The sequence below is a fragment of the Thalassospira lucentensis MCCC 1A00383 = DSM 14000 genome (assembly GCF_000421265.1).
GTDB classification, from domain to species: domain Bacteria; phylum Pseudomonadota; class Alphaproteobacteria; order Rhodospirillales; family Thalassospiraceae; genus Thalassospira; species Thalassospira lucentensis.
Genome location: NZ_ATWN01000001.1, coordinates 128,952 through 155,494 on the forward strand (window position 1 = coordinate 128,952; position 26,543 = coordinate 155,494).

The 26,543-nt window shown below is 53.1% G+C and carries 23 protein-coding genes; 14 read left to right on the forward strand and 9 right to left on the reverse strand.

Annotated features, from left to right (window positions below):
- Positions 1-307 precede the first annotated feature (307 nt).
- The 6 genes from K355_RS0100610 (at position 308) to K355_RS0100635 (ending at position 6,022) form a co-directional block, all read left to right on the forward strand.
- Positions 308-1,516: an MFS transporter gene (locus K355_RS0100610; protein ID WP_022730170.1), complete on the forward strand. Its 1,209-nt coding sequence runs from the start codon at positions 308-310 to the stop codon at positions 1,514-1,516.
- Between the two features lie 237 nt (positions 1,517-1,753).
- Complete coding sequence (locus tag K355_RS0100615) at positions 1,754-2,569, forward strand: hypothetical protein (RefSeq protein ID WP_022730171.1); 816 nt, start codon at positions 1,754-1,756, stop codon at positions 2,567-2,569.
- Complete coding sequence (locus K355_RS0100620; protein ID WP_022730172.1) at positions 2,569-3,414, forward strand: hypothetical protein; 846 nt, start codon at positions 2,569-2,571, stop codon at positions 3,412-3,414. Before K355_RS0100615 ends, K355_RS0100620 begins: the two co-directional genes overlap by 1 nt.
- 1 nt (position 3,415) lies before the next feature.
- Entirely contained in the window at positions 3,416-4,231 is an 816-nt protein-coding gene (locus tag K355_RS0100625) for a hypothetical protein (protein ID WP_033368355.1), read from the forward strand.
- A gap of 138 nt (positions 4,232-4,369) precedes the next feature.
- Positions 4,370-5,587, forward strand: coding sequence for an aminotransferase-like domain-containing protein (locus tag K355_RS0100630; protein ID WP_022730174.1), 1,218 nt, complete (start codon positions 4,370-4,372; stop codon positions 5,585-5,587).
- A gap of 30 nt (positions 5,588-5,617) precedes the next feature.
- On the forward strand, positions 5,618-6,022 hold the full coding sequence (locus K355_RS0100635) for a (R)-mandelonitrile lyase (protein WP_022730175.1): 405 nt from the start codon (positions 5,618-5,620) through the stop codon (positions 6,020-6,022).
- A 78-nt stretch (positions 6,023-6,100) separates the two neighbouring features.
- Here K355_RS0100635 and K355_RS26270 read toward each other — a convergent pair whose 3' ends face one another.
- The 3 genes from K355_RS26270 to K355_RS0100650 are packed head-to-tail and all read right to left on the reverse strand — an operon-like array spanning position 6,101 to position 8,603.
- Positions 6,101-6,223 carry a DUF2474 family protein gene (locus K355_RS26270; RefSeq protein ID WP_022730176.1) on the reverse strand — a complete coding sequence of 41 codons (123 nt, stop codon included), beginning with the start codon at positions 6,221-6,223 and terminating at the stop codon, positions 6,101-6,103.
- Complete coding sequence (gene cydB, locus K355_RS0100645) at positions 6,223-7,215, reverse strand: cytochrome d ubiquinol oxidase subunit II (protein WP_022730177.1); 993 nt, start codon at positions 7,213-7,215, stop codon at positions 6,223-6,225. Before cydB ends, K355_RS26270 begins: the two co-directional genes overlap by 1 nt.
- Before the next feature lie 2 nt (positions 7,216-7,217).
- The gene (locus K355_RS0100650; RefSeq protein WP_022730178.1) at positions 7,218-8,603 is read right to left on the reverse strand and encodes a cytochrome ubiquinol oxidase subunit I; all 1,386 of its coding nucleotides are present in this window, start codon (positions 8,601-8,603) and stop codon (positions 7,218-7,220) included.
- A gap of 328 nt (positions 8,604-8,931) precedes the next feature.
- Here K355_RS0100650 and K355_RS0100655 point away from each other — a divergent pair, with 328 nt between their 5' ends.
- Positions 8,932-9,855 (forward strand): hypothetical protein, encoded by a 924-nt coding sequence (locus K355_RS0100655; RefSeq protein WP_022730179.1) that lies wholly within the window; start codon positions 8,932-8,934, stop codon positions 9,853-9,855.
- A 254-nt stretch (positions 9,856-10,109) separates the two neighbouring features.
- The gene (locus K355_RS0100660) at positions 10,110-10,967 is read left to right on the forward strand and encodes a hypothetical protein (protein ID WP_147250380.1); all 858 of its coding nucleotides are present in this window, start codon (positions 10,110-10,112) and stop codon (positions 10,965-10,967) included.
- Positions 10,968-11,024: 57 nt separating this feature from the next.
- Here the strand turns inward: K355_RS0100660 and K355_RS0100665 are convergent, their stop codons facing one another.
- Positions 11,025-11,954 (reverse strand): LysR family transcriptional regulator, encoded by a 930-nt coding sequence (locus K355_RS0100665; RefSeq protein ID WP_022730181.1) that lies wholly within the window; start codon positions 11,952-11,954, stop codon positions 11,025-11,027.
- Positions 11,955-12,047: 93 nt separating this feature from the next.
- Between K355_RS0100665 and K355_RS0100670 the strand changes: the two genes are divergently transcribed.
- The gene (locus K355_RS0100670; protein ID WP_022730182.1) at positions 12,048-13,052 is read left to right on the forward strand and encodes a YeiH family protein; all 1,005 of its coding nucleotides are present in this window, start codon (positions 12,048-12,050) and stop codon (positions 13,050-13,052) included.
- Positions 13,053-13,126: 74 nt separating this feature from the next.
- Here the strand turns inward: K355_RS0100670 and K355_RS0100675 are convergent, their stop codons facing one another.
- The 3 genes from K355_RS0100675 to adh all read right to left on the reverse strand — a co-directional run bounded on the left by K355_RS0100675 (position 13,127) and on the right by adh (position 16,158).
- Entirely contained in the window at positions 13,127-14,137 is a 1,011-nt protein-coding gene (locus K355_RS0100675) for an OB-fold nucleic acid binding domain-containing protein (RefSeq protein ID WP_147250379.1), read from the reverse strand.
- Positions 14,138-14,158: 21 nt separating this feature from the next.
- Positions 14,159-14,560: a DUF779 domain-containing protein gene (locus K355_RS0100680; protein ID WP_022730184.1), complete on the reverse strand. Its 402-nt coding sequence runs from the start codon at positions 14,558-14,560 to the stop codon at positions 14,159-14,161.
- A gap of 77 nt (positions 14,561-14,637) precedes the next feature.
- Positions 14,638-16,158 carry an aldehyde dehydrogenase gene (gene adh, locus K355_RS0100685; RefSeq protein WP_022730185.1) on the reverse strand — a complete coding sequence of 507 codons (1,521 nt, stop codon included), beginning with the start codon at positions 16,156-16,158 and terminating at the stop codon, positions 14,638-14,640.
- Between the two features lie 362 nt (positions 16,159-16,520).
- Here adh and K355_RS0100690 point away from each other — a divergent pair, with 362 nt between their 5' ends.
- The 3 genes from K355_RS0100690 to glpD all read left to right on the forward strand — a co-directional run bounded on the left by K355_RS0100690 (position 16,521) and on the right by glpD (position 22,371).
- Positions 16,521-18,464, forward strand: a complete 1,944-nt coding sequence (locus tag K355_RS0100690; protein WP_022730186.1) for a sigma-54-dependent Fis family transcriptional regulator — start codon at positions 16,521-16,523, stop codon at positions 18,462-18,464.
- Positions 18,465-18,598: 134 nt separating this feature from the next.
- Positions 18,599-20,533 (forward strand): asparagine synthase (glutamine-hydrolyzing), encoded by a 1,935-nt coding sequence (asnB, locus tag K355_RS0100695; protein ID WP_022730187.1) that lies wholly within the window; start codon positions 18,599-18,601, stop codon positions 20,531-20,533.
- 239 nt (positions 20,534-20,772) lie between these two features.
- Entirely contained in the window at positions 20,773-22,371 is a 1,599-nt protein-coding gene (gene glpD / locus K355_RS0100700; RefSeq protein ID WP_022730188.1) for a glycerol-3-phosphate dehydrogenase, read from the forward strand.
- 64 nt (positions 22,372-22,435) lie between these two features.
- Here the strand turns inward: glpD and K355_RS0100705 are convergent, their stop codons facing one another.
- Positions 22,436-22,936, reverse strand: a complete 501-nt coding sequence (locus tag K355_RS0100705; protein ID WP_022730189.1) for a GNAT family acetyltransferase — start codon at positions 22,934-22,936, stop codon at positions 22,436-22,438.
- Positions 22,937-23,188: 252 nt separating this feature from the next.
- Positions 23,189-23,842, reverse strand: a complete 654-nt coding sequence (locus K355_RS0100715; RefSeq protein WP_022730191.1) for a hypothetical protein — start codon at positions 23,840-23,842, stop codon at positions 23,189-23,191.
- Between the two features lie 207 nt (positions 23,843-24,049).
- Between K355_RS0100715 and K355_RS0100720 the strand changes: the two genes are divergently transcribed.
- Positions 24,050-24,775: a response regulator gene (locus K355_RS0100720; RefSeq protein WP_022730192.1), complete on the forward strand. Its 726-nt coding sequence runs from the start codon at positions 24,050-24,052 to the stop codon at positions 24,773-24,775.
- Positions 24,772-26,382 carry an ATP-binding protein gene (locus tag K355_RS0100725; protein ID WP_022730193.1) on the forward strand — a complete coding sequence of 537 codons (1,611 nt, stop codon included), beginning with the start codon at positions 24,772-24,774 and terminating at the stop codon, positions 26,380-26,382. The genes K355_RS0100720 and K355_RS0100725 overlap by 4 nt, the downstream gene beginning before the upstream one ends.
- Positions 26,383-26,543: the final 161 nt, after the last annotated feature.

Sequence of the window (26,543 nt, forward strand, 5' to 3'; positions counted from 1 at the left end):
GGAATGACCCGTAAGGCAAGTGTGATTTATATATTTACACAAATTTTTGTAGTCAGACTAAATTCAACATTGAAATATGTGTTTAATATGTCGGAAAGAAGGCTGCAAGTTTAATCGTTCATGCTGGGGGCGAGTTGAGCTTATGGGCGCTTCTGCCGGTTAGTTGCCTTGTTGACTGTGAAAGACGCACCTTGCGCGAATATGCGCAACTGCTGTGCAGAGTTGTATCTTCCGAAACTTGATAGACTAGAGCACAGTGCGCCCGAACACCCGGCTGGGGTGATGTAAGGCGATTTTTGAGGTCACAGTGTTTCGCGTATGGTTCCGGTTTACACAGGCGTCGGGTCTGTTTTTCTCCTCCATGTTTACCGCACGGCTTGCCGATCAGTTTCTTTTATTTGTTGTGCCGCTTGTGGTTTATCAGACAACCCAAAGCGTTTCGCTGTCGGGGCTTGCCTATGCGGTAGAAACATTGCCGCGTGTTTTGTTCTATCCTGTGTGTGGGGTTCTGGCTGATCGGTATGCGCCCTTGCGCCTAATGCAGGTAAGTCAGATTGGCCGTGCTTTGATCTGCGTTTTGGGGTTGATCGGGTTTTCGTTGTTTGGCGGGCTTGGCTGGGTGGTTGGGGTATCCGCCCTTTGCGGGCTTTTAACCACGCAGGGTTTCATGGCGCGTGAGGTCATGCTGCCGCAGATTTTTGCCCATGCGCGATTTGAAAAAGTTCAGTCGATTTCGCAAAGCGTCAATCAAACCAGCATCGTTGCCGGGCCGCTTCTGGCGGCAAGCCTATTTGCAATCAGTGATTGGCAAACAGTTGTCGTGATTGCCGCCATCCTGTTTGTCTGTGCCGAGATTTCCATGATGATCTGGCGACGGGCCAACAGGACGCCGATTGTGGCAACGGATGACCGCAATGCGTCATGGATCGTTCCATTTAAGACGGCATTTTCACATCTGGTTTATCTGCCAGGGTTAAAGCGGGTGATTGCACTTACGGCGAGTGTGAACCTGATTTTCGGTGTTACGCTGGCAACGTCTGCGGCCATGGTTACCGGGCTTTATGCACAAAGCGAAGAACACTATGCCCTGTTACAAACCGTTGGGGCGGTGTTTACGATTGTTGTCCTGATGATGGCTGGTGCCAGTCGCCTTTCGATTGGCATGATCGGATTAGTATCGTTTTCCGGTGTGTTGATCGGTGGCATTGTCACCGCGATCAGCCCGGATTACTGGCTTTATATGGTCGGCTTTGCAATCGTTCTGGGCTTTGACGGGATGTTCAATATCTATATCCGTACCGTGCGACAGAAAATCATCCCGGCCAAGGATTACGGCAAAACGACGGGGGTGATTATCCTGTTTAACAATCTGACCCAGCCATTGGCAGGCGTTCTGGTTGGGCTAACAACCAGTGTGGCGCAAACGGGGGGACTGATTCTCGGTCTATGCATTGTGACGGCGCTCGGCGGTCTTTTACTGTCCCTGCCTCGGCTTTTTGCCCGAACGACTGGTTGATGCCTTTAATGTCGGATTATGGTTTTAAGCCAGTTGGTTAGATGATGTGAGGTTGCGATCTTGGCTTATATTTTCACGCATATTTTTGTAGTAATACTCAATTTAACATTGAACCTGAGCTTTTGGGGCGGGCATACCCCTGACGGATAGGTGTGACAGGTGTCACAGGAAAGCCCGGGCGCTCAAAAGTAGTATTAGGTTGACGTAATTCACATCTATCGGGCTTGGGGGACATGCATGAAATTCGACATCAGTATCTGGGGTGAAGCTTTAGAAGTCATACGTCGAAACTTGGTGGTTTTTCTTGTTGCTATCGGCACGCTGTGGCTTGTTGATATCACAATCTTTGCGATCAAACCCGAAGCCCAGTCGCCTGCATATCTTTCGTTCATCGTGGGCATGTATCTGGCCATAGCCTGTCATGCGACAATTCTGCGGAATGTTCAGGGCTTCAAGGTATTCAATAGTCTGGAAAAGAAAGCTTATACAAGGTTCTGGCTGCGTGCCGGTGCGATTGCTCTTCTGAGTTTTATTCCAACTTTCGTTCTGTCCATTGCTATTTTCCAGTCACTCGACCTTAAAGCGGCAGGAGGAGACGTCGGCTTCATTCTTGCTATGCTGATTGGGGTGATCCTTTACGGTGGGCTCAGCCTGGCTTTGCTAAGTCTGGCCGGAACGTGGCTACCCGCTGCGATCATGGGCGATGGTTCGTCACTGAAGCGCGCCTTTGCGCGGGGGCGAAAAACTGTGGGGTATTCCGCATCCCGTCTGATCATTGGACCGGGGGCGAATGTTGTACTGTTTGCCATCAGCATCTTTGTTCTGCCGCCGCAAATTCCCGAAGCCATTCGAGCATATACCTTCCATGTCGGCAGCTTTCAGTTCATTCCTCTCGATATTGTTTTGAACGGGTTTGGCAATGTGGTTTGGGCGACCGGAACGGTCTTGATCGCTGTTGTGTTGTCGCGCGCCTATCTGCTTGGTGAAGAACGTTGTAAAAACAATGACGTTACAGGTCAGGAACAGATACCGGAACTGCAGAGGGCAGATTGATGCGTTCGTTAAATAATGGGGGGCTTTTTTCCGATTTGGCGCTGCTTCTAGCAGTCAGTTTCCCGGTTTGGTTGGTTCTTTTTGCAAGTGAATTTGTTCTCGGAGAATTTGATCATGTAACAGGTCAATATATCGCTTATCCGTGGGTATATACTTACATTATCCACGGCTTGTTCTGGTTCTTGGCTATGCTGGCGATCCTTAAAGGGCAGCTATTTGTTCCGGTCTCAATGTTGAGATGTTCGGTCGGTGCTTTGTTTGCGGGTTTTCTGTTGGCCCTAAGCGTTGACGTTCTGGTGCGGTTTTTGTTGGTCGGTTATCAAATTCTGGTCCCCCCACTTCCCGATATATCGAGAGTTCTGCTTGAAATTGATCGAAGTGCGACGCTTTTATTCTTCGCCAATATAATTACCAGCAATATCGGCAGTGTTTTGACGATCCCGGTTTACCTATTTCTTGGAACATGGGTGGGAGCGTTCCTAATGAAAGGTAATCGTTCGCCTAAGATGATGATTCGCCGCGGGGCTGCTGCGAGTTCGTATTTCTTACCAAGGTACGTTCTGATTGTTGGGGGACTGTACCTGATATCCGTGGGATCAATCTGGATGGTGAATTTTATACCTTTCCCGCGCGAAATGTATGTTGACCCAATCTATAGTTTTGAGGTCGCCGGGCGGAATTATCATGTCATCAACACTGGCTCCACTCTGGTTGCTACGTTCTTGCTCGAGCTGAAAACAATGATGCTTGGGGTTTTGCTTGCACGCGCCTACTTCGTAGGGGAGGCGCGCTTGGCCGAGAGCAATGGGCGTGATGCACAACTCCCGGATGCGGGGCGAGCCTAATATGGAACATGGTTCTGACGCGACGCATTGGGATCAGAAACATTCCGGAATATGGAAAGAGAGCTATGCCGCTTTTCGCCAAAACTGGCGCATAGCGTTGATTTTGGTGCTGGCGGAGGCCTGTCTGAAAGTGCCACTTTCCATGATGACCGGGGTGGGCGTGGATTGGGTGAAGCTGGTCATTTTTGGCGCTCTGCAAATTTTGGTTTTGTATGTCGGGTGTGGATGGGTTCTTTACGGTAACATCAGGTTTGAGTTGTCAAAGTTACTGAAGTTTGCGCTCAGAGCCTTGATCTTACAGCTGTTGATCATTCTTCCTGCTCAGCTTTATTTCGTGGTTGATGTTGGTTCCATTGCCTTGCTTCCCAGTCATGTCGCAATTGTTTCGCAAGGAGATGAGGAAGTTAGAAAGTCCATCTATTGGATCAAAGTCTTGACGGAGTGGCCGTTAAAGTGCGCGGTGACCCTGTTGTTCGCAACATGGCTACCCGCTGCTTTAACCTCAGGCAGCGATGGAATTGTTCAAGCTTTGCGACGGGGAAGGCGCACGATCTGGTATGTGGCGTCCCGGTCCTTGATTGGTCCTGTTCCGTTCTGGATATTATTTTCCTTCCTCGCAGTCGTATCTGGCGATGCCGTGATTGACCTTCTCATTACATTGGGCGGCGTGGGGGAAGGGATGTATCGGTGGTTCTCGATTGGATTTGTGATGGGACTTGTCGGAAGCATGGCGGGAATTTGGATAATGCTGATGATCGCGATCATTGTGTCGCGCGCTTATCTGCAAGCCGAAGACCAGCATAGAGCGTCCTGTTGAGGGCTGCTCTGGTCGATCGCACAAGGAAGGCTGTTGGTAATTTTATTTCAAAATTAACCTCCATAAGAAAATAAACTTGATTTAGGTCAGTGTTCCTTGCCAAATATGGGCAGTAAGGCTGACCTAAAGAGAGTTGCCATGACCGTCCAGTGGAATGATTTGATTGTGCGCGATGCCCACGCACTGACCGCATCGGAAATCCGTGATTTGCTCAAAGTGGCGGATCGGCCGGAGATTATTTCATTCGCGGGCGGTGTGCCTGATCCGGCCCTTTTTCCGCTTGATGCTTTTCGTACGGTCTATGACGATCTGACGCAGGACGACGCGGCTGGTCGACGCAGCCTGCAATATTCCATCAGCGAAGGTTTGCCCGCCCTTCGGCACTGGATCGCCGATGACCTTGCGTCAAGCGGGGCTGTGCGCAGTATCGACAACATCCTGATCACCAATGGCGCGCAGCAGGGGCTTGATATGCTCGCCCGGTTGTTGTTGGAGCCGGGCCGCGAAATCATTGTGGAAAAGCCAAGCTATCTTGGCGCGATGCAGGCCTTTTCGATGCGTCGCCCAATCTATGTCGGGGTGAATATGGATGTGGATGGTCCGGTGATTGCCGAACTTGATGCGGCCTTTGCCGGTGGTGCGCGCGTGGCCTACCTTGCGCCGGATTTTCAAAATCCGACCGGGCGATCCTATACGCTGGAACGCCGTTTGGCCGTGCTGGAAGTCGCACGTAAATATGGTGCCGTGATCCTTGAAGATGCCGCCTATTCCAAACTGTCTTATGAGGGCGATGTTTTGCCTTCCTTACTCGCCCTTGATGACATCGGGGATGATCAAAACGCTGGCACAGTTATTCAACTGGGCACGTTTTCCAAAACACTTGTGCCCGCCTTGCGTATTGGCTGGGTCTGTGCGCCGCGTCCGGTGATTGAACGGTTGGTTTTAATCACGCAGGCTGGTAACTTGCACGTCTCGACAATCAATCAGGAAGTCGCATTGCGCGCGGCCCGCAAACTGTTCCCCGATCACCTTGATACAGTACGCGATGCCTATCGGGCAAAGCGCGATACCATGCTGGCGGCCATGGGTGAATTTATGCCAGGTACCGTGTCTTACACCCGGCCCGAAGGCGGCATGTTCATCTGGTTGACCTTGCCTGAAAACATCGACAGCCGCCAATTGCTGGAGCAGGCTTTGGAGGATGCCAAGGTTGCCTTCGTCCCCGGACAGGCGTTTTTCTGTGATCATTCCGGGCGCAATACCGCGCGGCTGAGTTTTGCCACCGAAAAGCCGGACCGCATCCGTGACGGGATCGAACGCTTGGCATTGCTGATCAAGCGTGTGCACAATCAGTAACGCGCGATCAACGAAGTCCGGAGGATCAAAATGAACATTCAGCGCAACGCGTCAAAACCCACCGTCAAAGGAAACCCGGATTATTTTACCGGGCACGTGCGCCTTGATAATCCGTTTCAAACAACTGATCCCGCACGGGTTGGCGGAGCCACGGTCACGTTTGAGCCGGGTGCCCGCACCGCATGGCACACCCATCCGCTGGGCCAAACCATCATTATCACCAGTGGTCTTGGCTGGGTGCAGCGCGAAGGCGGCCCCCGCGAAGAAATCCGCCCCGGCGATATCGTCTGGTTCGAACCGGGTGAAAAGCACTGGCACGGGGCGACCGACACAACCGCCATGACCCATATCGCAATTGCAGAGGCGTTGAATGGCGTAGCGGTCGATTGGCTCGAAAAGGTTACAGATGACGATTATCTGACCGAGCGCGGATAATCATATCCCCCGATTGAAAAGCCCGGCAGCAGGACAAACTCTTGCGGCCGGGCTTTTGCTGTTTTGGAAGATGGCCTGTTAAGCTTGCCCCATCATCGCCCTAAGTAAAAGCGACGCCGCGCCCAGCACAAGGATGCTGCCGATATAAAGGCCAGCAAACCACAGTATCCGTCGTGCTTTGGGTGATTTGACCGTAAACATCAATGATACCCCTCATCCCCGACCTTGCCGCGAAACACCCAATAGGCATAAGCGGTATAGGCAAATATCACCGGCAACAGGATCGCTGCCCCAACCAGCATGAATGACAGGCTGTTGTCCGGGGCAGCTGCATCGCGGAAGGTGATCATTGGCGGCACGATGTTGGGATAAAGCGTGATGCCAAACCCAAGGTAGCACAGGAAAAAGATACCAAGCGTGATGCCAAAAACCGTCTTTTCCCGGTGCGATACCGCATGCCAAAGCCAGAATAAAAGGCCCGCTGTAATCAACGGAATTGGGGCCAGCATCAACATGTTGGGCATGTCAAACCAGCGCGTGGCATAGGCCGGATTGACATAGGTGGTCATCAACGACACCACACCAAGATTGGCGGCCATCCAGATCACGGCCGGTTTGGCAAGGCGGCGCAGGCTGCCCTGAAAATCGCCTTCCATTTTCATGATCAACCAGCCGGTACCAAGAAGCGCATAGCCCACCACAACGGCGGTGGCACAAAAGATCGAAAACGGGCTCAGCCAATCCATCGCCCCGCCAACAAACAGGCCATTTTCAACCGCAATGCCCTCGATAAACGCACCGAGCATGGCACCCTGCATGGCCGCAGCAATGATGGACCCGGCCGAGAAGGCAAAGTCCCAGTGTTTTTGGTGGTTCTGGCTTTTGAACCGGAATTCAAATGCCACCCCGCGAAACACAAGGGCCAGCAACATGGCAAAAACCGGAATGTAAAAGGCGGTCATTAGCAATGAATAGGCCTTGGGAAAGGTGGCATAAAGCCCGCCACCGCCCAGCACCAGCCAGGTTTCATTGCCGTCCCAGATCGGGGCGACGGTATTCATCATCCGGCCACGTTTTTTGGGGTCCTTGATGACGGCAAATAGAATACCGATGCCAAGGTCAAAACCATCAAGCGTGACATAGGCAAACACCGCAACCGCAATCAAAAGAACCCAGATAAGCTGATAATCCATGATTATTCTCCTGCCTGCGGGGGATTATGGGCGGCTATTGGGCGACCACCAGCACGAAGGATTTCACCCTCCGGCACATGGGCATCTCGTGGATCATGGTTCATGGCACGCAGGATATAGGCCGTGCCAACCCCAAAGACGATGGTATAGACAATCACAAAGGCTATCAGTGATCCGGCAATGGCGGTCGGCGCAATTGGTGATCCGGCATCCGACGTGCGCATCACCCCATAGACCACCCATGGCTGACGCCCGATTTCGGTGGTGAACCAGCCTGCCAGAATGGCGATAAAGCCACTTGGCCCCATGACAAGGGCAAAGCGATGCAACCATACGCAGCTAAACAGCGTTTTGCGCAACCGGGCAAACAGGCTGACCACGCCCAGCAATGCCATCAAAACCCCCATGCCGACCATCACGCGGAACGTCCAGAAAACGATGGTCGCATTGGGGCGATCTTCGGGGGCGAAGTCCTTTAACCCGGTAATCTTGCCGTCCCAGTCATGAGTCAGGATCATCGACCCCAGTTTGGGAATTTCCAGCGCATATCTGGTTTCCTCGGCCGCCATGTCAGGCCAGCCAAACAGGATCAACGGCGCGCCATTCTGGGTGTCAAAATGGCCTTCCATCGCGGCAACCTTGGCGGGTTGATGTTCAAGGGTATTAAGCCCGTGCATGTCACCGGCCACGATCTGGATCGGGGCGACGATGGCCGCCATCCACATCGCCATGGAAAACATGATGCGTGCCGGGCGGTTTTGCCGATCACGCAGCAAATGCCATGCGCCAACCGCACCAACCACAAGGGCGGTCGTCAAAAAGGCGGCAAGAACCATATGAACCAAACGATACGGGAAACTTGGGTTAAAGATCGCATCCCACCAACTGGTCACAACCGCACGGCCATTTTCGATCATGTAGCCATCGGGCGTCTGCATCCAGCTGTTGGCTGATAAAATCCAGAACGCGGAAAACAGCGTGCCAATCGCGACCATGGTTGTCGCGGTGAAATGCAGTTTTGGGCCGACACGGTTCAACCCAAACAGCATGATGCCAAGGAAACCGGCCTCAAGGAAAAAGGCGCTGAGCACTTCATAGGCCATCAACGGGCCAATGACCCCGCCGGTGAATTCCGAAAACGGTCCCCAGTTGGTGCCAAACTGATAGGACATCACAATGCCCGACACCACACCCATGCCAAACGCCAGGGCAAAGATTTTCACCCAGAATTTATACAGCGCAAGATAGGCGTCATCACGGGTGCGCAGCCAAAGGGCCTCAAGCACAAACAAAAAGCTGGCAAGCCCGATGGTGAACGACGGGAATATGATGTGAAATGAGATGGTAAAGGCGAACTGAATACGTGCCAGTATTTCTGCATCAAGCATGAGCCATGGTCCTTCAATTGGGTTCAGAACCTAAGCGAAGCCACCCAACAAATCCGCGTCTCCTGAAGGTTGCAGGGCGCTCTTTCGCGACCGGGATGTGCGACGCGTCGGCATCAACTGTCCCGGGGTTTGTTCCGTTAGAAAGATCGATAAAATCTTACGTGCACTGCCGCATTGCGAATGCGCAATTTACACTTGGAAAAATGTGAATAATTGCGTGGGGTTGGGCAGCAAAGTTCTGAGTTTAGTCGAAAATATTTTTGTTACGCTTCTAAAAATCGCTTATGAGTTGTACCTTATGTTGATCGCCTGAAAGTAGGGGGAGCTTGTGGTTGAATTAGAACATCCAGACGCTGGTGTATCGACTAGCTCACCGAAGTTTGAGCGATGGGTAATAACCGAGGGGATATCTCAAGTTCGCAAGAACTTCGGTGTTGTGGCGTTTGCTTCATTGTTGCACTTCTTGATCAGTACTGTGTCGGACCTGCTACAGCTCGAGGGTGCAACATTGCAGCAACTGATGAGTGGTTCTAGGATCCGTTACGTCTTGCTGGAAATGTTACTGTCCGTTATCGGTATCTTTGCGGTTGTACCAGTATTGATGGCAACTCATATATCTCTCTTGAAGGGTGTCAGCAATTGGCGCGCAATTGCCTCAAGGCCCTTCAAAGAATGGGACAGGTTTGTTGGGGGGATCGTCTTTTGGGCAATGTGCGGTGCACTCATAATGTTGCTTCCGGCAGTGTTTCTTCCTGATCAAGCTTTCTTAGGCGTCACAGATCGATCTGTATTGAACGATGAATTGAATGAAAATCAAAAAATCGGTTTCTTGATGTCCTTGTCGGCGCTCTCTGCTACCGCATTTGCAGTTTTCTCGATTTTGATCGCAACCTGGATGCCTGCAATCATTAATGAGGGTTCCACCTCACTGCGCCGCGTTATTGTTCGCGGCAAAACAACGTTTTGGTATGTTCTCTCCCGTTTGATCATTTTCATTTTGTTCACCTTGGCCGTCTCGGCATCGGTATTGGCAATTTTGACACCAATTCTCCAAGCTGTGTTGCCTATGTTGGAAAATCCAACTCTTCTGGTGTTCATTGTGAATGCCGTTGGAACCGCAATCATTACAAGTTGCTTGGTGCCTGTTTTTTCTGTGATTTGTGTACGAGCGTATATTTTAGGTGAAGCGCGTCTCAATGCCTCTTCATCGGTTGATGTAGAAGCCGAAATTCCAGCAGAAACTAAAAGCTAGCTTTTAGTTTTGCCCCTATTGTTTGCTGGTGTTTTCTGCTCAGTGCGACATTGCGAATGTGCAATTTACATTTGGAATATTTTTAAATCGTCAACCTCAAGGTATGACGACCACCTTCGTACCTACTCAATGGAATGGTTTAATATCAAAAGGATAGGTGTGATATTCGTCATAGGCTGGGGTGGGCGGAATTTCTAAAGTAGATGCTCAATTGAATATTGAAGCCAAAGCAGATAGGTGGGCGGGGTAGCGCTTTGATAGAAGACGCAACCGAAAAGTTTCAGAGTAACTTGTGGAAGCAAAGCTTAATCGATCTGAGAAGATTGATTGTGCCGCTACTGATTGTCGGGTTTGGCGTTTCGCTTGTGCAATTGGCTCAGTACCTGAAACTGTTTTCTGTTCTCGGCGATTGGCGAGATTTTTTCTTTGAAGGAGCTCAGTGGGCGATTTGGATTGCCGCCGGGTATATGGTTCAACGGAACGTTTTGGCCAACGATCCGAGTAAAATTGATGTTCCTCAGGCGCGTCTTGTAACGGGAATGAGATATTTCTGTGTTGTTGGTCTCGTTGTGTTGGTCTCCTCTGTCCCTGCACAACTGATTTATAGCATACTCTTTCAAGCGTCTATGCACAGCGCTGCTCATCTGGCGATGGCGGGGATGGGCGGTGGAGGAATGATATTCGGGGTTCAGGTTCTAACAGGGGTGATTTTCTTGCTCGGCTTTGCCTTTACTGGCGGCTTTGTTGGCGCTTTTCTACCTGAGCTGGTTTTGGAGGGCAAAGCACCAATGCGTCGTATTCTTCGTCGCTCCTGTGCCTCGTGGGGATATGTTGCGCCGAGAGTTGTGGGGGGTGTCGTCGTGGGCTTTGTTTTAAAAATCTTTGTTACAGGGGTTTGTATATGGGCGTTGCAACCAACACCCATATACAAACCCTTCGGGCTCGATATCTCATGGCAAGGTTTTCTCATCGCCAACGTTCAATTGCTTACCAAAACTTATTTGGTTGTTTTGCTGATCAACGTATGTACACGAGCTTATCTGTTTGATGATCGACACGCTGGAAAATCGGTGACAGTTGAAAAACTTGGTCCGAAATTACCCATCGCCTGAAGCGTGATTCTCACGTCGCAATAGACAAAAAAGTCTGCAGCGTATTGGGTTCCAACCTCAATCGTTAGCAATACACAGCTTCTCCAGCGCCAGTGAACTTTGCGTCTGTTTACGTTCCTTGTGGCGCAGGACCATGAATTTGCGCGGTGGGATGTGAAACCCTGCGCGCGCAAGGCGGCCTTGGGCAATCAGCGAACTGACGGCAAATTGCGATACGGCGGTGGCACCTGATCCGCTTTCAACGGCGGTAATAATCGCCTCGTTACTGGGCAGGACAAGCGCGGTTTTAAGCCGCGTCGGATCCACGCCAAGTTCGCGCAAGGCGCTTTCAAATTCCGATCTTGTACCCGATCCGGCTTCACGCAAAATCCAGTTGGTTTGCGTCACCAATGCTTGCGCGGTGAGCGGGCGGCCATCGGCCCACGGGTGCTTTGGGCCGACGACAATGACAAGGGCGTCTTCGGCAACTTCGCGCTTGGCCAGCGCCGGCTCGTCAATGTCGCCTTCGATAAAACCGATATCAGCCGCCCCGCCGCGCACTGCATCCGATACGGTTTTGGTGTTGCCAATCGTCAGGTGAATTTCAATGCCGGGATACTGGTCATGAAATTTCATCAGGAACGGCGGCAGCCAGTAACTGGCAATCGTCTGACTGGCATAGACATTCAAATCACCACGTTGCATGCCGCCCAGTTCGGCCAAGGTCAGTTCGGCAGCACGTGCACGGGCCAAAGTTGCCTTGGCTTCATCCAAAAACAGCCGCCCGGTTTCGGTCAGCTCAATCCGCCGTCCAACCCGGTTAAACAGCGCCACGCCATAAAACCCCTCAAGGTTCTTGATCGCCGAACTGACCGCCGATGGGGTCAGGCCAATCGCCTCGGCCGCGCGGGTTAAATGTTCGCGCTCCGCAACCGCGACAAAGATATGGAGTTGTTCAAGCGTCATCATGGCATTGGCCTGTTCGATATCGTGTTTGAATACAATCATTCGATTTTATCGAATGAAATATGAATTTTTATTCGATGGAAGTAAATGGTTGAACATGTGATTTTCGGCTTGTCCCTAAATCACAGGTAAAACATGTTTTTTAACGCCCGCATCAAACCGATCCTGCCCGGACTTATGCTGACCCTGCTGGTTGCCTTTGTGGCCAAGTTGGCAGAGCATGCCGAGCATGTCTTTATGGGGCGTGGCTGGGTGGAAAGTCTGGTCTTCGCCATTTTGATCGGGGTGGTGGTGCGGTCGATCTTTGGCTTGGCACCCGTGTTTTGTGCTGGGGTACAGTTTTGCGCCAAGACCGTGCTTGAGGTCGCGATCGTTTTGCTTGGTGCGTCCATAAGCGCACAGGCCATTGGCAATGCGGGCGGGGGATTGATTGCGGCGATCATTGCAACGGTTTGCATTAGCCTGTTTGTCAGTTTCCACATTGGCCGTGCACTTGGCCTGTCAAAGCAACTGTCGATGCTGGTGGCGTGCGGCAATTCGATTTGTGGTAACTCGGCAATTGCCGCAACCGCCCCGGTGATTTCGGCAAAGTCTGATGATGTTGCCGCGTCGATTGCCTTTACCGCCGTGCTCGGTGTGCTGTTTGTCTTTGCCTTGCCGTTGGTTCATGTCGCGCTTGGCTTGTCGCCAGCACAATACGGCATCTTTTCCGGGCTTACGGTCTATGCCGTGCCGCAGGTTCTGGCCGCAACCGCACCGGCGGGTGCGCTTGCAGTACAGGTTGGCACATTGGTCAAACTGATCCGGGTTTTGATGCTGGGGCCGGTGATTTTTACCTTGGCGTTGATCGGCGGACGGGCGCGCGAAACCAAGCTTCCCATCGCGCAGGTTGTGCCGTGGTTCATCATTGGCTTTATCGTGATGATGGCGTTTCGTTCGTTCGGGATATTGCCCGACATTGCATTGGCACCCATGCGCACGGCGTCTTCTTTCTTGACGATCCTTGCCATGGCGGCATTGGGTTTAAGTGTCGACATCAGAAGCGTGATGCATGTTGGTGGTCGGGTCATTGCCACAGCCATTCTGTCCTTGCTGGTGTTGTGTACGCTTGGCTTGCTGGTGTTAACAATCCTGACCTGATAGCAAAAAGGGCCGACGCCGTTTAAACCGGCGTCGGCCCTTTGCTTGTTCATGTCGCAGCTACACCTGCCAGATTATTGCATGTAGGTGTTGCTGTCGTTCATGACGATGATCGAAGATGCAACAAGCTCGCGTTCTGTGAACAACCCAGCGGCGTCCATTTCCCCGGCGACCGAAATACGGTCCCCGGTTTGGATTTTCTGATGGGCCTGACCATCCGCACTATTTTCCGGTACTTCGCTGGAATCAACAGTGATGGTTGTGTGGCCCGTGGAAAGGGCTATTTCGTCTTCACGAACTTCTGTCACTTCGCCCGTAAGCGTCACCCACTCTTCACCAGTTGCAAGGCCGTTGCTGTTGACAAAGCCAGTACGGTCTTCGCCGTTGGTGTAATAGGCACCGCGCTCAGGCAGGAAGATTGACGTGGCAACGACTTGTTTGTCGGTGAAAAATCCTTCGGAAACCTCACCGTTTACCCGGACCTGATCTCCTTTCCGGACAAAGCCCTCGTCGAACCAGTCATAATCAGACATGTCGACAGCAATTTCGCCGTCGCCATAATTCATCGTGAACTGGTCACCGGTAATTTCTTTTACGGTGCCCGAAAGATGAACAGATTCCGACTCATTAAGAGTGGCGCTATTTTGCTGCATCGACTGTTGGGTTTCATCAGGGACCTGAGGATTATCTTTCTGCTGGCCTGCGGCCAAAGCGGGCGTTGCACCCAGCGTAAGTGCAGAAAGGGCGGTCAAAGTAATCATTGAGCGGCGCATGATAAATGCTCCTTTTCTCATGTTGGAATTCATATCCGGGCGCTTGGCGTCCCGGGGTCGATTTCCAATTGCAGAACACTTGCCGCCGCCTGTTTGTTCCAAATTTTTTATACCTTGCAGGGGGCATAAAAAGCAGGCGGCATAAAAAAAGCCCGCTGCCCTGGTGGGGACAGCGAGCAAGGAGGAAGATGCCACGGAAACATGAAGAGGCATCTTCTGGCATTGGTTGGATATGTCATCGGGGTAGCGATAACGTCCGCGCAATGCCGTGGGTAGGGAGAATATCCATCGTCGCAGTGTGATGTTGGCCATCTGGCGGTTCATCAAACCGGTTTAGCTGTCGATTGGTTCCTTTTCCTCGGCGGCTTTCAACGCCTGCCATTCCGCGTCGCTAAACACCCGCGACCGGGTTAAAAAGCGTTTGCCTTCCGGCCCTTCGAGCGAAAACATGCCGCCGCGTCCATCAACAACGTCAATGATCAGTTGTGTGTGCCGCCAATATTCGAACTGTGCGCGGCCCATGTAAAACGGGCTGCCGTCAATTTCGCCCAGAAGCACGTCCTGATCACCGGTTTTGAACTCACCATCGGGAAAGCACATCGGTGCACTGCCATCACAACACCCGCCCGACTGATGAAACATCAGTGGACCATGAATGGATTTAAGTTTGCCGATCAGCTCAATGGCCGCATCGGTTGCGGTGACCCTGTCAGGTATTTTGTCTGATCTTGTCATCTTCACCTCTGTCTTTCGGAAAGGTGACCGGACGCGGAATGGTGGTTCCGCGTCCGGCTGGGAATAAACCCCTTAGATCAGAAGAAGCCCATCGGTTTGGGATCGTAAGACACCAGAAGGTTCTTGGTCTGCTGATAGTGGTTCAGCATCATCTTGTGGTTTTCACGCCCGATGCCCGACTGTTTGTACCCGCCAAAGGCCGCATGGGCCGGATAGAGGTGGTAACAGTTGGTCCAGACACGCCCGGCCTTGATATTGCGGCCAAACCGATAGGCACGCGTGCCATCACGGGTCCACACACCAGCCCCCAGGCCATAAAGCGTATCATTGGCCAGATGAAGGGCCTCGGCGTCATCCTTAAAGGTGGCGACCGATACCACCGGGCCAAAGATTTCCTCTTGGAAAATCCGCATGCGGTTATGGCCCTTAAAGATCGTCGGCTGGATATAGAACCCATCCGACAAATCCCCACCAAGATCGGCCTTGTCACCGCCGCACAAAACCTCGGCACCTTCTTGTTTGCCGATATCAAGGTAGGATACGATTTTTTCCATCTGTTCGTTTGATGCCTGCGCACCCATCATGGTGTCGGTATCAAGTGGGTTGCCCTGTTTGATGTTGGCAACGCGCGACAGGACCGTATCCATGAACTTGTCATAGATGTTTTCCTGAATAAGGGCGCGCGACGGGCAGGTACAGACTTCGCCCTGATTAAGCGCAAACATCGTAAGGCCCTCGGCGGCTTTCTGACGAAAATCATCGTCAGCTGCCATGATGTCATCAAAGAAGACGTTGGGTGATTTACCACCCAGTTCCAATGTCACCGGAATGATGTTTTCCGATGCATACTGCATGATCAGGCGCCCGGTGGTGGTTTCACCGGTAAAGGCGACCTTGGCAACCCGGTTGCTTTGCGCCAATGGCTTGCCTGCTTCAACGCCAAAGCCCTGCACGACGTTGAGCACACCTGCGGGCAACAAATCACCCACCAGTTCCAGTAACACACAGATCGATGCCGGGGTCTGTTCTGCGGGTTTCAGGACAACGCAGTTACCCGCCGCCAGGGCAGGGGCTAGTTTCCAGACTGCCATCAGGATCGGGAAGTTCCATGGAATGATTTGCCCGACAACGCCAAGTGGTTCGTGGAAGTGATAGGCAACCGTGTTGTCGTCAATCTCGCCAAGCGATCCTTCCTGTGCGCGGATGGCACCGGCAAAATAGCGGAAATGATCAATCGCCAGCGGGATATCAGCCGCCATCGTTTCACGCACCGCCTTGCCATTGTCCCATGTTTCGGCAACCGCCAGCATTTCAAGGTTCTGTTCCATGCGGTCGGCGATTTTATTGAGGATATTGGCCCGTTCCGTTACCGATGTTTTGCCCCATGCTTCGGCCGCGGCGTGACCGGCATCAAGCGCCTTTTCGATGTCCTCGCTTGAGGACCGGGCGATTTCGCAAAATACCTTGCCATTCACGGGCGAGACATTTTCGAAATACTGGCCTTTGGTCGGCGCGATCCATTCACCGCCAATATAGTTTTCATAGCGCGATTTGAAGCTGATGACGCTACCGGCATCATTTGGATTTTTATAGATCATTTTGGTTCCTCCGAGATCCACAGGCGATTTTTTCGCCCGTTTTTAATTGTGACCCCACCAGTCCCGCAAAGGTCGTGCCATTTGGGCGCCAGGCGGGGGATCAGACAAAAAACGACGCTTTTTCAGGTGGATGGGGAACGTCTTAAACGGTGGAGAGTGCTTAGGATGTGCCCGTTTTCTTGGCGCAGGTGGAACAAATTGTTCCGTTTATGGAACAGGTGTCATTGTGCGGTGGATTGGGTTTGAAACGGGTTGGCGTGACAGGGGGCTGATGTGGTAATATCTGGCCTGTGATCGGATGCGGCATAAGCCGCGCGCCGGAAATTCCGGGTCAAAACGCCGACGCAAGGGAGATAGCGTCTATGTCAGGAAATTTTTCCGGCGGACGGATTGAAGCCGCCTTGCAGCTAAGCGGTGCGGCGCAAAATCGGGCAGTCCTTGAAAGCTGGCAGCGGTGTGAACAACGCTTTGGTCTGGCCCACGATACATTGCGCCGTCCCGAAGTCATGCCCGAAAGCCAGACCCGGCAATTGCGTGACCGCAACGGGCGACTGTATCACCACGCCCATGATCTTGTTCGAACCCTGTATCGCAAGATTGATGCATCGGGCTATGCGGTGTTTCTGACCGACAATAAGGGTGTCATCCTTGACAGTGTGGCGGCCCATTCGTTGCTGCCAGCCTTTCGCACCAACGGCCTTTTGCCCGGTGCCGTCTGGAGCGAGGAACGCGAAGGCACCAACGGTATTGGCACCTGCATTGTCGAAGGCCGTGCGATCACCATCCACAAGGATGAACATTTCCTCTCCCAGCATTCTGCCCTGACCTGTACCGCCGCCCCGGTGTTTAGCCCCGATGGTGAAGTCTGTTCGGTTTTGGATGTTTCGGCTGTGCGCGATGATATCAAGCGCACCGATTGCCTGCGGGTGCGCGGCATGATTGCCGATTATGCCGAGGCCCTTGAACGTATCCTGTTTTTTGATGAGCGGGCAGGTGACATTATTTTGCACCTTCACCCTGAATCGCAGCATGTCGGATCAACCCGCGATGCGATGATTTCCATCGCGCCGGACGGCACGATCAGTGGGGCGACATCCATGGCGCGCCGTATCTTGCGCGCCGCCAGCAGTTCCAGCGATATTCGCGATGTCTTTGAAATGGATGTCGACAGTTTGCTGGCAAAGTTCGCCAATCAAAGTGCCGGCCGCAAACATCTTCATGCTGATATTGGGCGTGATCAGGCCGATCCTGCGATGGCGGTCAACATTGCCGGGGGCGGGGTGCTGTTTGGCAGTATCACCTTGCCCGAAAAACTGCGCCGTCAATTCGTCGGGCGGGCAACATCAATGCCCATGCCCGTCAAACCAGTGCGCGCACCCAAGCCCGAAACTGAAATGCCCGATCATGATCCGGCCTTGCGTCGTATCTTTGATATCGGATCGCGACTGCATGCGCGTGATATCAACATCCTTATGTCGGGGGAAACCGGCAGCGGCAAAGAATATCTTGCCCGTCACATCCATGATGCGGCGGTAGGCAAATCACGCAATTTCGTGGCGATCAACTGTGCGGCCCTGCCAGAAGGATTGATTGAAAACGAACTGTTTGGTCATGCCGGTGGGGCCTTTACCGGGGCGGCGCGCGACGGCTTTGGCGGGCGCATCCGCGAAGCCAATGGCGGCACGCTTTTTCTTGATGAAATTGGCGATATGCCGCTGGCAGCTCAGGGGCGGTTGTTGCGGGTTCTGGAAAACCGCACGATTGAGCCGCTCGGCAGCACAAAATCAGTCCCGGTCAATTTCCGCCTGATGTGCGCCAGTAATGTTGATTTGACCAAGGCGGTGGCGAACGGCACGTTCCGCGAAGATTTGCTCTATCGGATCAAGGGCGCACGCCTTGCGGTCCCGGCTTTGCGCGAACGCAGCGATCTTGCCGATTTGATCACCCGGTTGCTCGGTGGCATGGCCGCCAACGTCGCTTGTGATGATGAAGTTCTTGCCATGCTGATCGCGCATCGCTGGCCGGGCAATGTGCGCGAGTTGCTCAATGTGTTGCAATATGCCTGCGTCTTTGCCGAAAACGGCGTGATCCGCCGCGATCATCTGCCCGATGATTTCAAAGTCATGGCGTCAGAGGCCGATGCCAAGATGTCGCCAATGCAAACCATGAAACACGCCGAAGAGGTGGCCTTACGTCAATTGCTTGATGACCAGAAATGGCACATCAGCAACACCGCCAAATCCTTGGGGATTGGCCGCAATACCCTCTATCGTCGCATGGCGCGATTGGGCATCGAAAAGGCCTGATTCTTCTTTGATGGTTGCTGGAGTGTATCGGGGGAAACCGTTTTCTGGGTTCAAGTCGTTCTTTACAGAAGGTTTTCATTGTAGAATGCACCGTTATTGTTTTAAGTAACGGCAGGGTTTTACAGGATTATTTTATGTGTGGAATTGCCGGTTTATGGCTATCTGGGCAAGGTGACGCCAGCCGATTGCACGATACTGTTTCGCGCATGAATGCCGCGTTGCATCACCGCGGACCTGATGGCGGTGATGTCTGGTGTGACACGGAAAACGGGCTGGCCCTTGGTCAGCGCCGCTTGGCAATTATTGATCTTTCCGATGCCGGTAAACAGCCAATGCATTCGGCCAATGGCCGCTATGTCATGGTCTATAACGGCGAGATTTATAATACCGAAGAACTGCGCCAGAAACTTGCCAGTGCAAATATCGCATGGCGCGGCCATTCTGACACCGAAGTCATTGTTGAATGCATTGCCCATTGGGGCGTGCGTGAAACGGTCAAACGTCTGATTGGCATGTTTGCCATCGCCCTTTGGGATCGGAACGCCCAAAAACTGACCCTGGTGCGCGACCGTTTGGGGATCAAACCGCTTTATTGGTCGCGCTATGACGGCAATATCGGCTTTGCGTCCGAGGTCAAAGGGTTGCTTGCGGGCAATGCAATTTCGCGTGAGGTCAATCATTCCGGGCTGGAGGCCTATTTACGGTTTGGCTATGTCCCGTCCGGCCATTCGATCTATGCCCACGCCAAGATGCTCAAACCCGGTCACATTCTTGAAATTACCGGGCATGATCAGGCATCCGAGTTTGCCTATTGGTCGGTCGAGGATGCCGTGCTTAATGGTCAAACCCACGCCTGGAGTGGGGACGATCAAAGTGCGATTGACGCCCTTGAAGATTTGCTGCGCGATGCGGTTTCGCGCCGCATGGTGGCCGATGTGCCACTCGGCGCGTTTTTATCGGGCGGCATTGACTCATCGACCATCGTCGCCCTGATGCAATCAGTCTCAGACCGGCCGGTCAAAACATTTTCGGTCGGGTTCGAAGACGCGGCCTTTAACGAGGCGGCCTTTGCCGGTGAAGTGGCGCGTCACCTTAAGACCGACCATACCGAACTTTATGTCACCCCGCAGGACGCACTTGATCTGGTGCCAAAGCTGTCGGAAACCTATGACGAGCCATTTTTTGACAGCTCCGCCATCCCGACCTATCTGATTTCCGCCCTGACCCGTAAGGAAGTCACCGTGGCCCTGTCGGGCGATGGCGGCGATGAGACATTTGGCGGCTATACCCGCTATCTTTGGGCCCGCCAGCTCAGCAAGGCCGCAGGCAGCATTCCGTTTGGCGCCTCGATGGTCGCCCGTATGCTAACCATGTTATCGCCCGAACAATGGGATAATCTGGTCGGGCTGGTGCCGGGTGGGGTTGCGACCAGTGCGATTGGCGATAAAATCCACAAGGCTGCGCCGCTTCTGGCGATCAAGGACGATCTGGATCGCTATCACGCGCTGTTATCCTTGTTTGATACCGACAAATTGCTGGGCCGTCGCGAGGGCCGCAAGAAAATCCGCGTGCCGGGCGAAAAGTTCTGTCGCAACCGCAATCTTGATTACGTGTCCTCGATGCAGGTCATGGATACGATGATGTATATGGTCGATGATGTGCTGACCAAGGTCGACCGCGCATCGATGGCCAATTCGCTTGAGGTTCGCGTGCCGTTCATCGATCACCGGGTGATCGAATTTGGCTGGCGATTGCCGGCACATTTAAAACTGAACGGGTCGGTCGGCAAATATGCCGTGCGTCAGATTTTGTATAAATACGTCCCGCGTGAATTGATCGACCGGCCCAAAACCGGGTTTGGGGTGCCGCTGGCACAATGGCTGCGCGGCCCCTTACGTGAATGGATGGGCGACCATCTGGGTAATGATGCGCTCTACACGGATCTTGGGCTGGATCGCCGCTATATCGACCGCCTGCATCAGGAACATATGTCAGGTCGTCGCAACTGGGGGCATCAGCTTTGGACCATTGCCATGTTGTCTGACTGGCAGCAACGCTGGCTGACATAACCATCTGATACCCGTCCATTTCTGTTGTGCGTTTAAACCCGTCTGCCTGTCAGGCGGGTTTTGCATTTTTTCATTCGCGAAATTTACCAAAACAGGCCGATTTTTGACGCTATACGATATGTGTGTCCTCATAGGTTCCGTTCTCTCAATCGCAAAAATGTCATAATTCGAAACTTGTAAATTTTCGAAAATGAACTATTCATGGCGATACCAACCCATCAAACGCAGAGAGAACCGCAATGCCCGGCACGTCAAATTCTGGCACATCAAACTCTGGCACATCAAACTCAGGCACATCAAACTCCGGCACATCCAATTATGATCTGATCATCATCGGTGGCGGCATCAATGGTGCCGGGATTGCGCGGGATGCCGCCGGGCGCGGCCTGAAGGTTTTGCTGTGCGAACAAAACGACCTTGCCAGTGCAACCTCCTCGGCCAGCACAAAGCTGATCCACGGTGGTCTGCGCTATCTCGAACATTATGAATTCCGTCTGGTACGCGAAGCCCTGACCGAACGTGAAGTTCTGCTGGGTAATGCGCCGCACATCATCTGGCCGCTGCGGTTTGTTCTGCCGCACCGCAAAGACCTGCGTCCGGCATGGATGATCCGCTTGGGCCTGTTTTTGTATGACCATCTTGGCGGGCGTAAAAAACTCCCCGCATCCAAGGGCATTTCATTCGCGTCTCACGTCGCCGGTGAACCGCTGCGTGAGGATGTGACCAAGGGCTTTGTCTATTCCGATTGCTGGGTCGATGATGCCCGTCTTGTGGTGCTCAACGCCATGGACGCCCGTGAATGCGGCGCTGAAATCCTCACCCGCACCAAATGCGTTGGCGCAAAGCAGATGGACGGGCAGTGGAACGTCACCTTGCGCGACGCTGATCGCGATCAAGACCGCGTTGTCACCGGCAAAATGCTGATCAATGCCGCCGGGCCGTGGTGTGCCGATTTGATCAAACCCGATGGCGGCGCTGTGCAGTCCAAAACCAAGGCGAACATTCGTCTGGTCAAGGGCAGCCACATCGTTGTGCCCAAACTGTTTGACCACGACTATTGCTATATCTTCCAGAATGGCGATGGCCGGATTGTCTTTGCCATTCCCTATGAAAATGACTTCACCCTGATCGGCACCACCGATGTTGATTTTACCGGTGATCCATCAACCGTCAAAATCGATCAGGACGAAGTTGATTATCTGTGCAAACTCGCCAGCGGCTATTTCAAAAAGTCCGTCAGCACCGATGATGTGGTCTGGACCTATTCCGGGGTCCGTCCGCTCTATGCTGGCAATGGGGACGGTGAAAACGCGTCAAAGATATCGCGCGATTATACCCTCAAACTCGAAGCCAACACCGACGATGCGCCCGCTCTTCATGTCTTTGGCGGTAAAATCACCACCTATCGCAAACTGGCCGAGCACGCGTTGCAGATCATCTCGGACCAGCTTGGCCATAAGGATCAACCGTGGACGGCATCGGCACCACTTCCGGGTGGTGACTTCCCCAATGCATCCTTTGACGATGCATATGACGTCTTTGCCAAACGATATAATTGGGTGCCATCGGCAATGCTTACCCGCTTGCTGCGGCTTTATGGCACCCGGATCGAAACCATCTTAGGAACGGCAAACGCCCTTTCTGATCTTGGAACCTGCTATGGCCATGACCTGTATGAAGCCGAAGTGCGCTATCTGATCGATCAGGAATGGGTGCGCGACCTTGATGATCTGATCTGGCGCCGCTCAAAACTTGGTTTGCGGTTAACTGACGATCAAAAGGCCGTGCTGCAAAAACGACTGGCTGGCGCACAAGCCGACAAGATCGCCGCAGAGTAACTGTTACCCGGACGGCAATCGGAAAAAGGGCGTCAGCCGACAGCTTCTTCGACGCCTGTTTCCATCAGGTTTGCGCGTGTTTCGGGGGCGCTGTCATGTCTTCGCGTTCCGCCGGTGGGGTGTCGATTTCTTTTTGCATAACCGTGACATCAAGCGCGCGATAGCCCAAATGGCGATAGAAATCCTGTGTTGCCACGTTTTCCGACCGCACCATCAACTGCATCCGCCAAACCCCCTGATCGCGCAGCCAGCCTTCCCCGATGTCCATCAAGGTCCGGCCAAGGCCGGTTTTTTGTGCGGTGGGCGACACCGCCAGATAGTAAATCCAGCCACGATGCCCATCATGACCGGCCATCACCGATCCAACGATGTTATCGCTGTTATCTTCCCAGACAAACAAGGTTGCTTCGCCCGACGACAGGGCAAAACGTACATCCCATTCCGGCGGATTATACGGGCGATACAGCCCGGTATCCTGCCACAGTTTGCTAAGTGCGGGGATGTCGGCTTGGGTTGCAACCCGCGGACTGGGTTTCAGGACGGGACTGGATGGTAACTGTGTCATGGTGTGCGGCGGTCTTTATGGTGAAAAGGTCGGTCAGCATGATGTGGGCAGTGTAAACGGTCAAATCGAAATAATTCAGACATTCAAATATCCTTTTCATGATTGGCGCATGATTGCCTCATGATCTGTGGCATCAATACGCAACACATAAAAAACGCCCCTGAGGGGGGAGCCTCAGAGGCGTCGGGGACAGGTTCGGGGTATCGGTTGGGATAAAACCCCCGAACCTTGGGGTGGGGTCGATCTAAGCCGTTAGCTGATCGGGCGTCCGGTCACACGGCTCAGTTCCATTTCGCGGACAATATCGCCCGCCTTGTTGGTCACCGTCGCGACGTAGGTGCCACGATCGGTCTCGGCGATCTTGCCAAGTTTAAGCTCCCCCTGGCCAAATCGGATCACCATCGCCTGTGCCAGCGTATTCATCTGCGCGTCGGTAAACGAACGGTCAAAACGTGCCTCCTTGTCCGGGCGCGGCATCAGTTTGCGAAGCGACCGGCGCTCACCGTGATCAAGGCGTCCTTTTTTGGCGTCAAACGTGACAACGTCGACCAGATCGCCAGCACCATTCACTAGCAAAACATCAATTTTACCGGGTTCTTCTGCCAGCAACGCGTCACCGATTTTAAGGTCGCTCACATTGGACCGCAAAAGCATCGCATCAACAAGAATGCGGGCCTCGTCAACGCTAAGCGGGGTTGCACGTTCGCGGTGCTGCTTGCCAAACATGCCGCGCTTGTCATGGTCACGGTGCGCGCCATCAAAACCAAATTCCTTGAATTGGCCTTGCTCAAGCATTCTGCCGCCATGATGGCCATCACTACCGGCATAGGCCGAGGCAATCGGCATTGCGATCAAAGTTGACGCAATCAGGGCAGCGGCGATTTTAAGGGATGTTTTGCGTTTCATCGGAAACCTCGTTGGGGTGGGGGATAACGTTTGTCGAGGTCTGTTATGACGTCTGTTTGTCGCGAAATGATCCCGCAAACAGGGGAAATTGGTCGCAACAATTATCAAAACAGCCAAATGCGACAATTTGATACAAATTGAGGTTTCAGCTGTGTTCGCCAACGCGATAGGTTAGGGGGCTTAACGATTAATGATTGGCAGCGATATATGAGCGACCAGCCCCACATTCTTGTTGTTGATGACCACCGTGATATCCGCGATTTGCTTGGGCGGTATCTGCGCCAACATGAATACCGTGTCACACTGGCATCGGATGGCCGTGAATTACGCCGCCTGATGGGCGATAACCTTCATCCTGATCTGATCGTGCTTGATTTGATGATGCCCGGCGAAGATGGCTTAAGCCTGTGTCGCTGGCTGCGCGAAAATCATGATGTGCCGGTGGTTATGCTGACCGCCCTTGGCGAAGAAACCGACCGGATCATTGGGTTGGAAATGGGGGCCGATGACTATCTGGCCAAACCATTTAACCCGCGTGAACTTCTCGCCCGGATCAAGGCCGTGATGCGCCGCGCCCAAAGCCTGCCCGTCGGGCGCAAGGGACCATCGCCAGTCGGTGAGATTGGCTTTGATCGCTGGGTGCTGGACCGGACCCGTCATGAATTGCGCGATGACACAGATGTTGTCTTGCCGCTCAGTGCCGGGGAATACGGCTTGCTCTGTGCCTTTGTCGAACATCCAAATATGGTTTTGAACCGTGATCAGCTCCTTGATCTGACGCGCGGGCGTGATGCCATTCCGTTTGATCGCAGCATTGATAATCAGGTCAGCCGCCTGCGCAAGAAAATCGAAATTGATGCGAAAAACCCGACCCTGATTAAAACCGTATGGGGTGGGGGATATATGTTCACCTGCGAGGTGACAAAGATATGACCCGCCGCCTGATCACGCGCCTTTGGCCCAGAACCCTGACCGGGCAACTGGTGTTTTTGCTGCTGGGCGCGATCATTCTGACCCATGTGGTTTTGGGGATCATGCTGGCCGAGGAACGGCGCGATGCGGTTGCCTCGGAACGTCGGGGCAATGCGCTTCTACGTGTGTCGGCACTTTCACGCATTTTAACCACAACACCGTCGGAAAACTGGCCGGATGTGTTGCGTGTGGCGCAATCGCCTCAAACCCGTCTGCGTCTGGTTTTAACATCAGACGTCGTGAACTCGGATGATCTGGTATCTCAGGGATTGACCGAACGTCTGAATGCTTTTTTGGCAACGTCACCCGACGTACAGGCGAATGTTGATATTCTGTCCGAAGATGCCTGTTGGGCGGAAAAGCATCGTCTGCGTGACGTGCGTGAGGAAAAGTTCTCCGACAGTGAAATGCCGGGCAAAAAGGACGTCTCCCCCCATAGGGGCGTGCACGATATTTTCGAAGAAGCGATTGAGAAAAAGCGCCGAAGCGATAAACCGGATTTAAAGAAAAGTGATCAACGCGCGCATGGCAAAAACATTGCCCCATGGGCATTGCGCTATCTTGACCGGTTTGATTGTCATGGCGCACCGGTGATGCAGCTTGCCGTGCCGATCTTTTCAACTTTACCCGATAAGATCACGGACGATGGCCAGCCCAACATCTGGCTCGAAGCGATGATTGGCGGGGTGACACCGCCGCCACGGTTTGTCTTTGATAATGTGATCCGGGTTGTGATGTCCGCTCTTGTGATTGGGATCATCACATTCTTCCTGGCCCGGCGTATTTCGCGGTCATGGGCGGTGTTGACCCGGGCGGCTGACCGGGTCGGGCGGGGTGATTATCCCGAACCGGTTCCAGAAACCGGACGACTTGAAATTCGCCGTGCTGCCAAGGCGTTTAACCGCATGACAGCACGTCTAAAACGGTTTGTCGAAGACCGCACCAGAATGCTGGCGGCGATTTCGCATGATTTGCGCACGCCGATAACATCCTTGCGATTGCGCGCCGAATTTGTCGAAGACCCGGAAAACCGCGCACGGATCATTGAAACCCTCAATGAAATGGAACAGATGGTCGAAGCGGCGATGACCTTTGCGCGCGAAGAAACCGCCAACGAGGCAACCCGCAAAATCGATATCGCCGCGCTGGTTGAATCCGCGGTCGAAGATTTGGCCGAAACCGGGCGTCCCATCGCATTCTCGGGCGAGGTCACCCCGCGTATTTACCCATGCCGTCCGCTATCGATAAAACGTGCCTTTGGCAATCTGGTATCCAACGCACTTGAATATGGTGCCACGGTCGAAGTCGCCATACAGGATGCCGATGATGACGGCCTCTGGATCGAGATATCTGACGATGGGCCGGGCATTCCAATTGATCAACGCGAACAGGTGTTTGAGCCGTTCTTCCGGCTTGAAGAATCGCGCAATCGCGACACCGGGGGAATTGGCCTTGGGATGGCCATCGCGCGCACGGCCATTCGGGCCCATGGCGGCGAAATATATCTTGAAGATGCACCGCAGGGCGGATTGCTGGCCCGTATCTATCTTCCACCCGCAAAGCTGTAAACATTATCTCCTGAATTCAGCATGTTACAGTTTTTTTAAAATTCGAACTTGCATAATTGATGACTGATGGTCATTTGTCTGGCGGGAAAGAGACTGTTTCCCAATTCGCAATTGCGAAATTGCGTTGCTGTTCTATCTAGGCAATGCGATAGTTAAGGCAC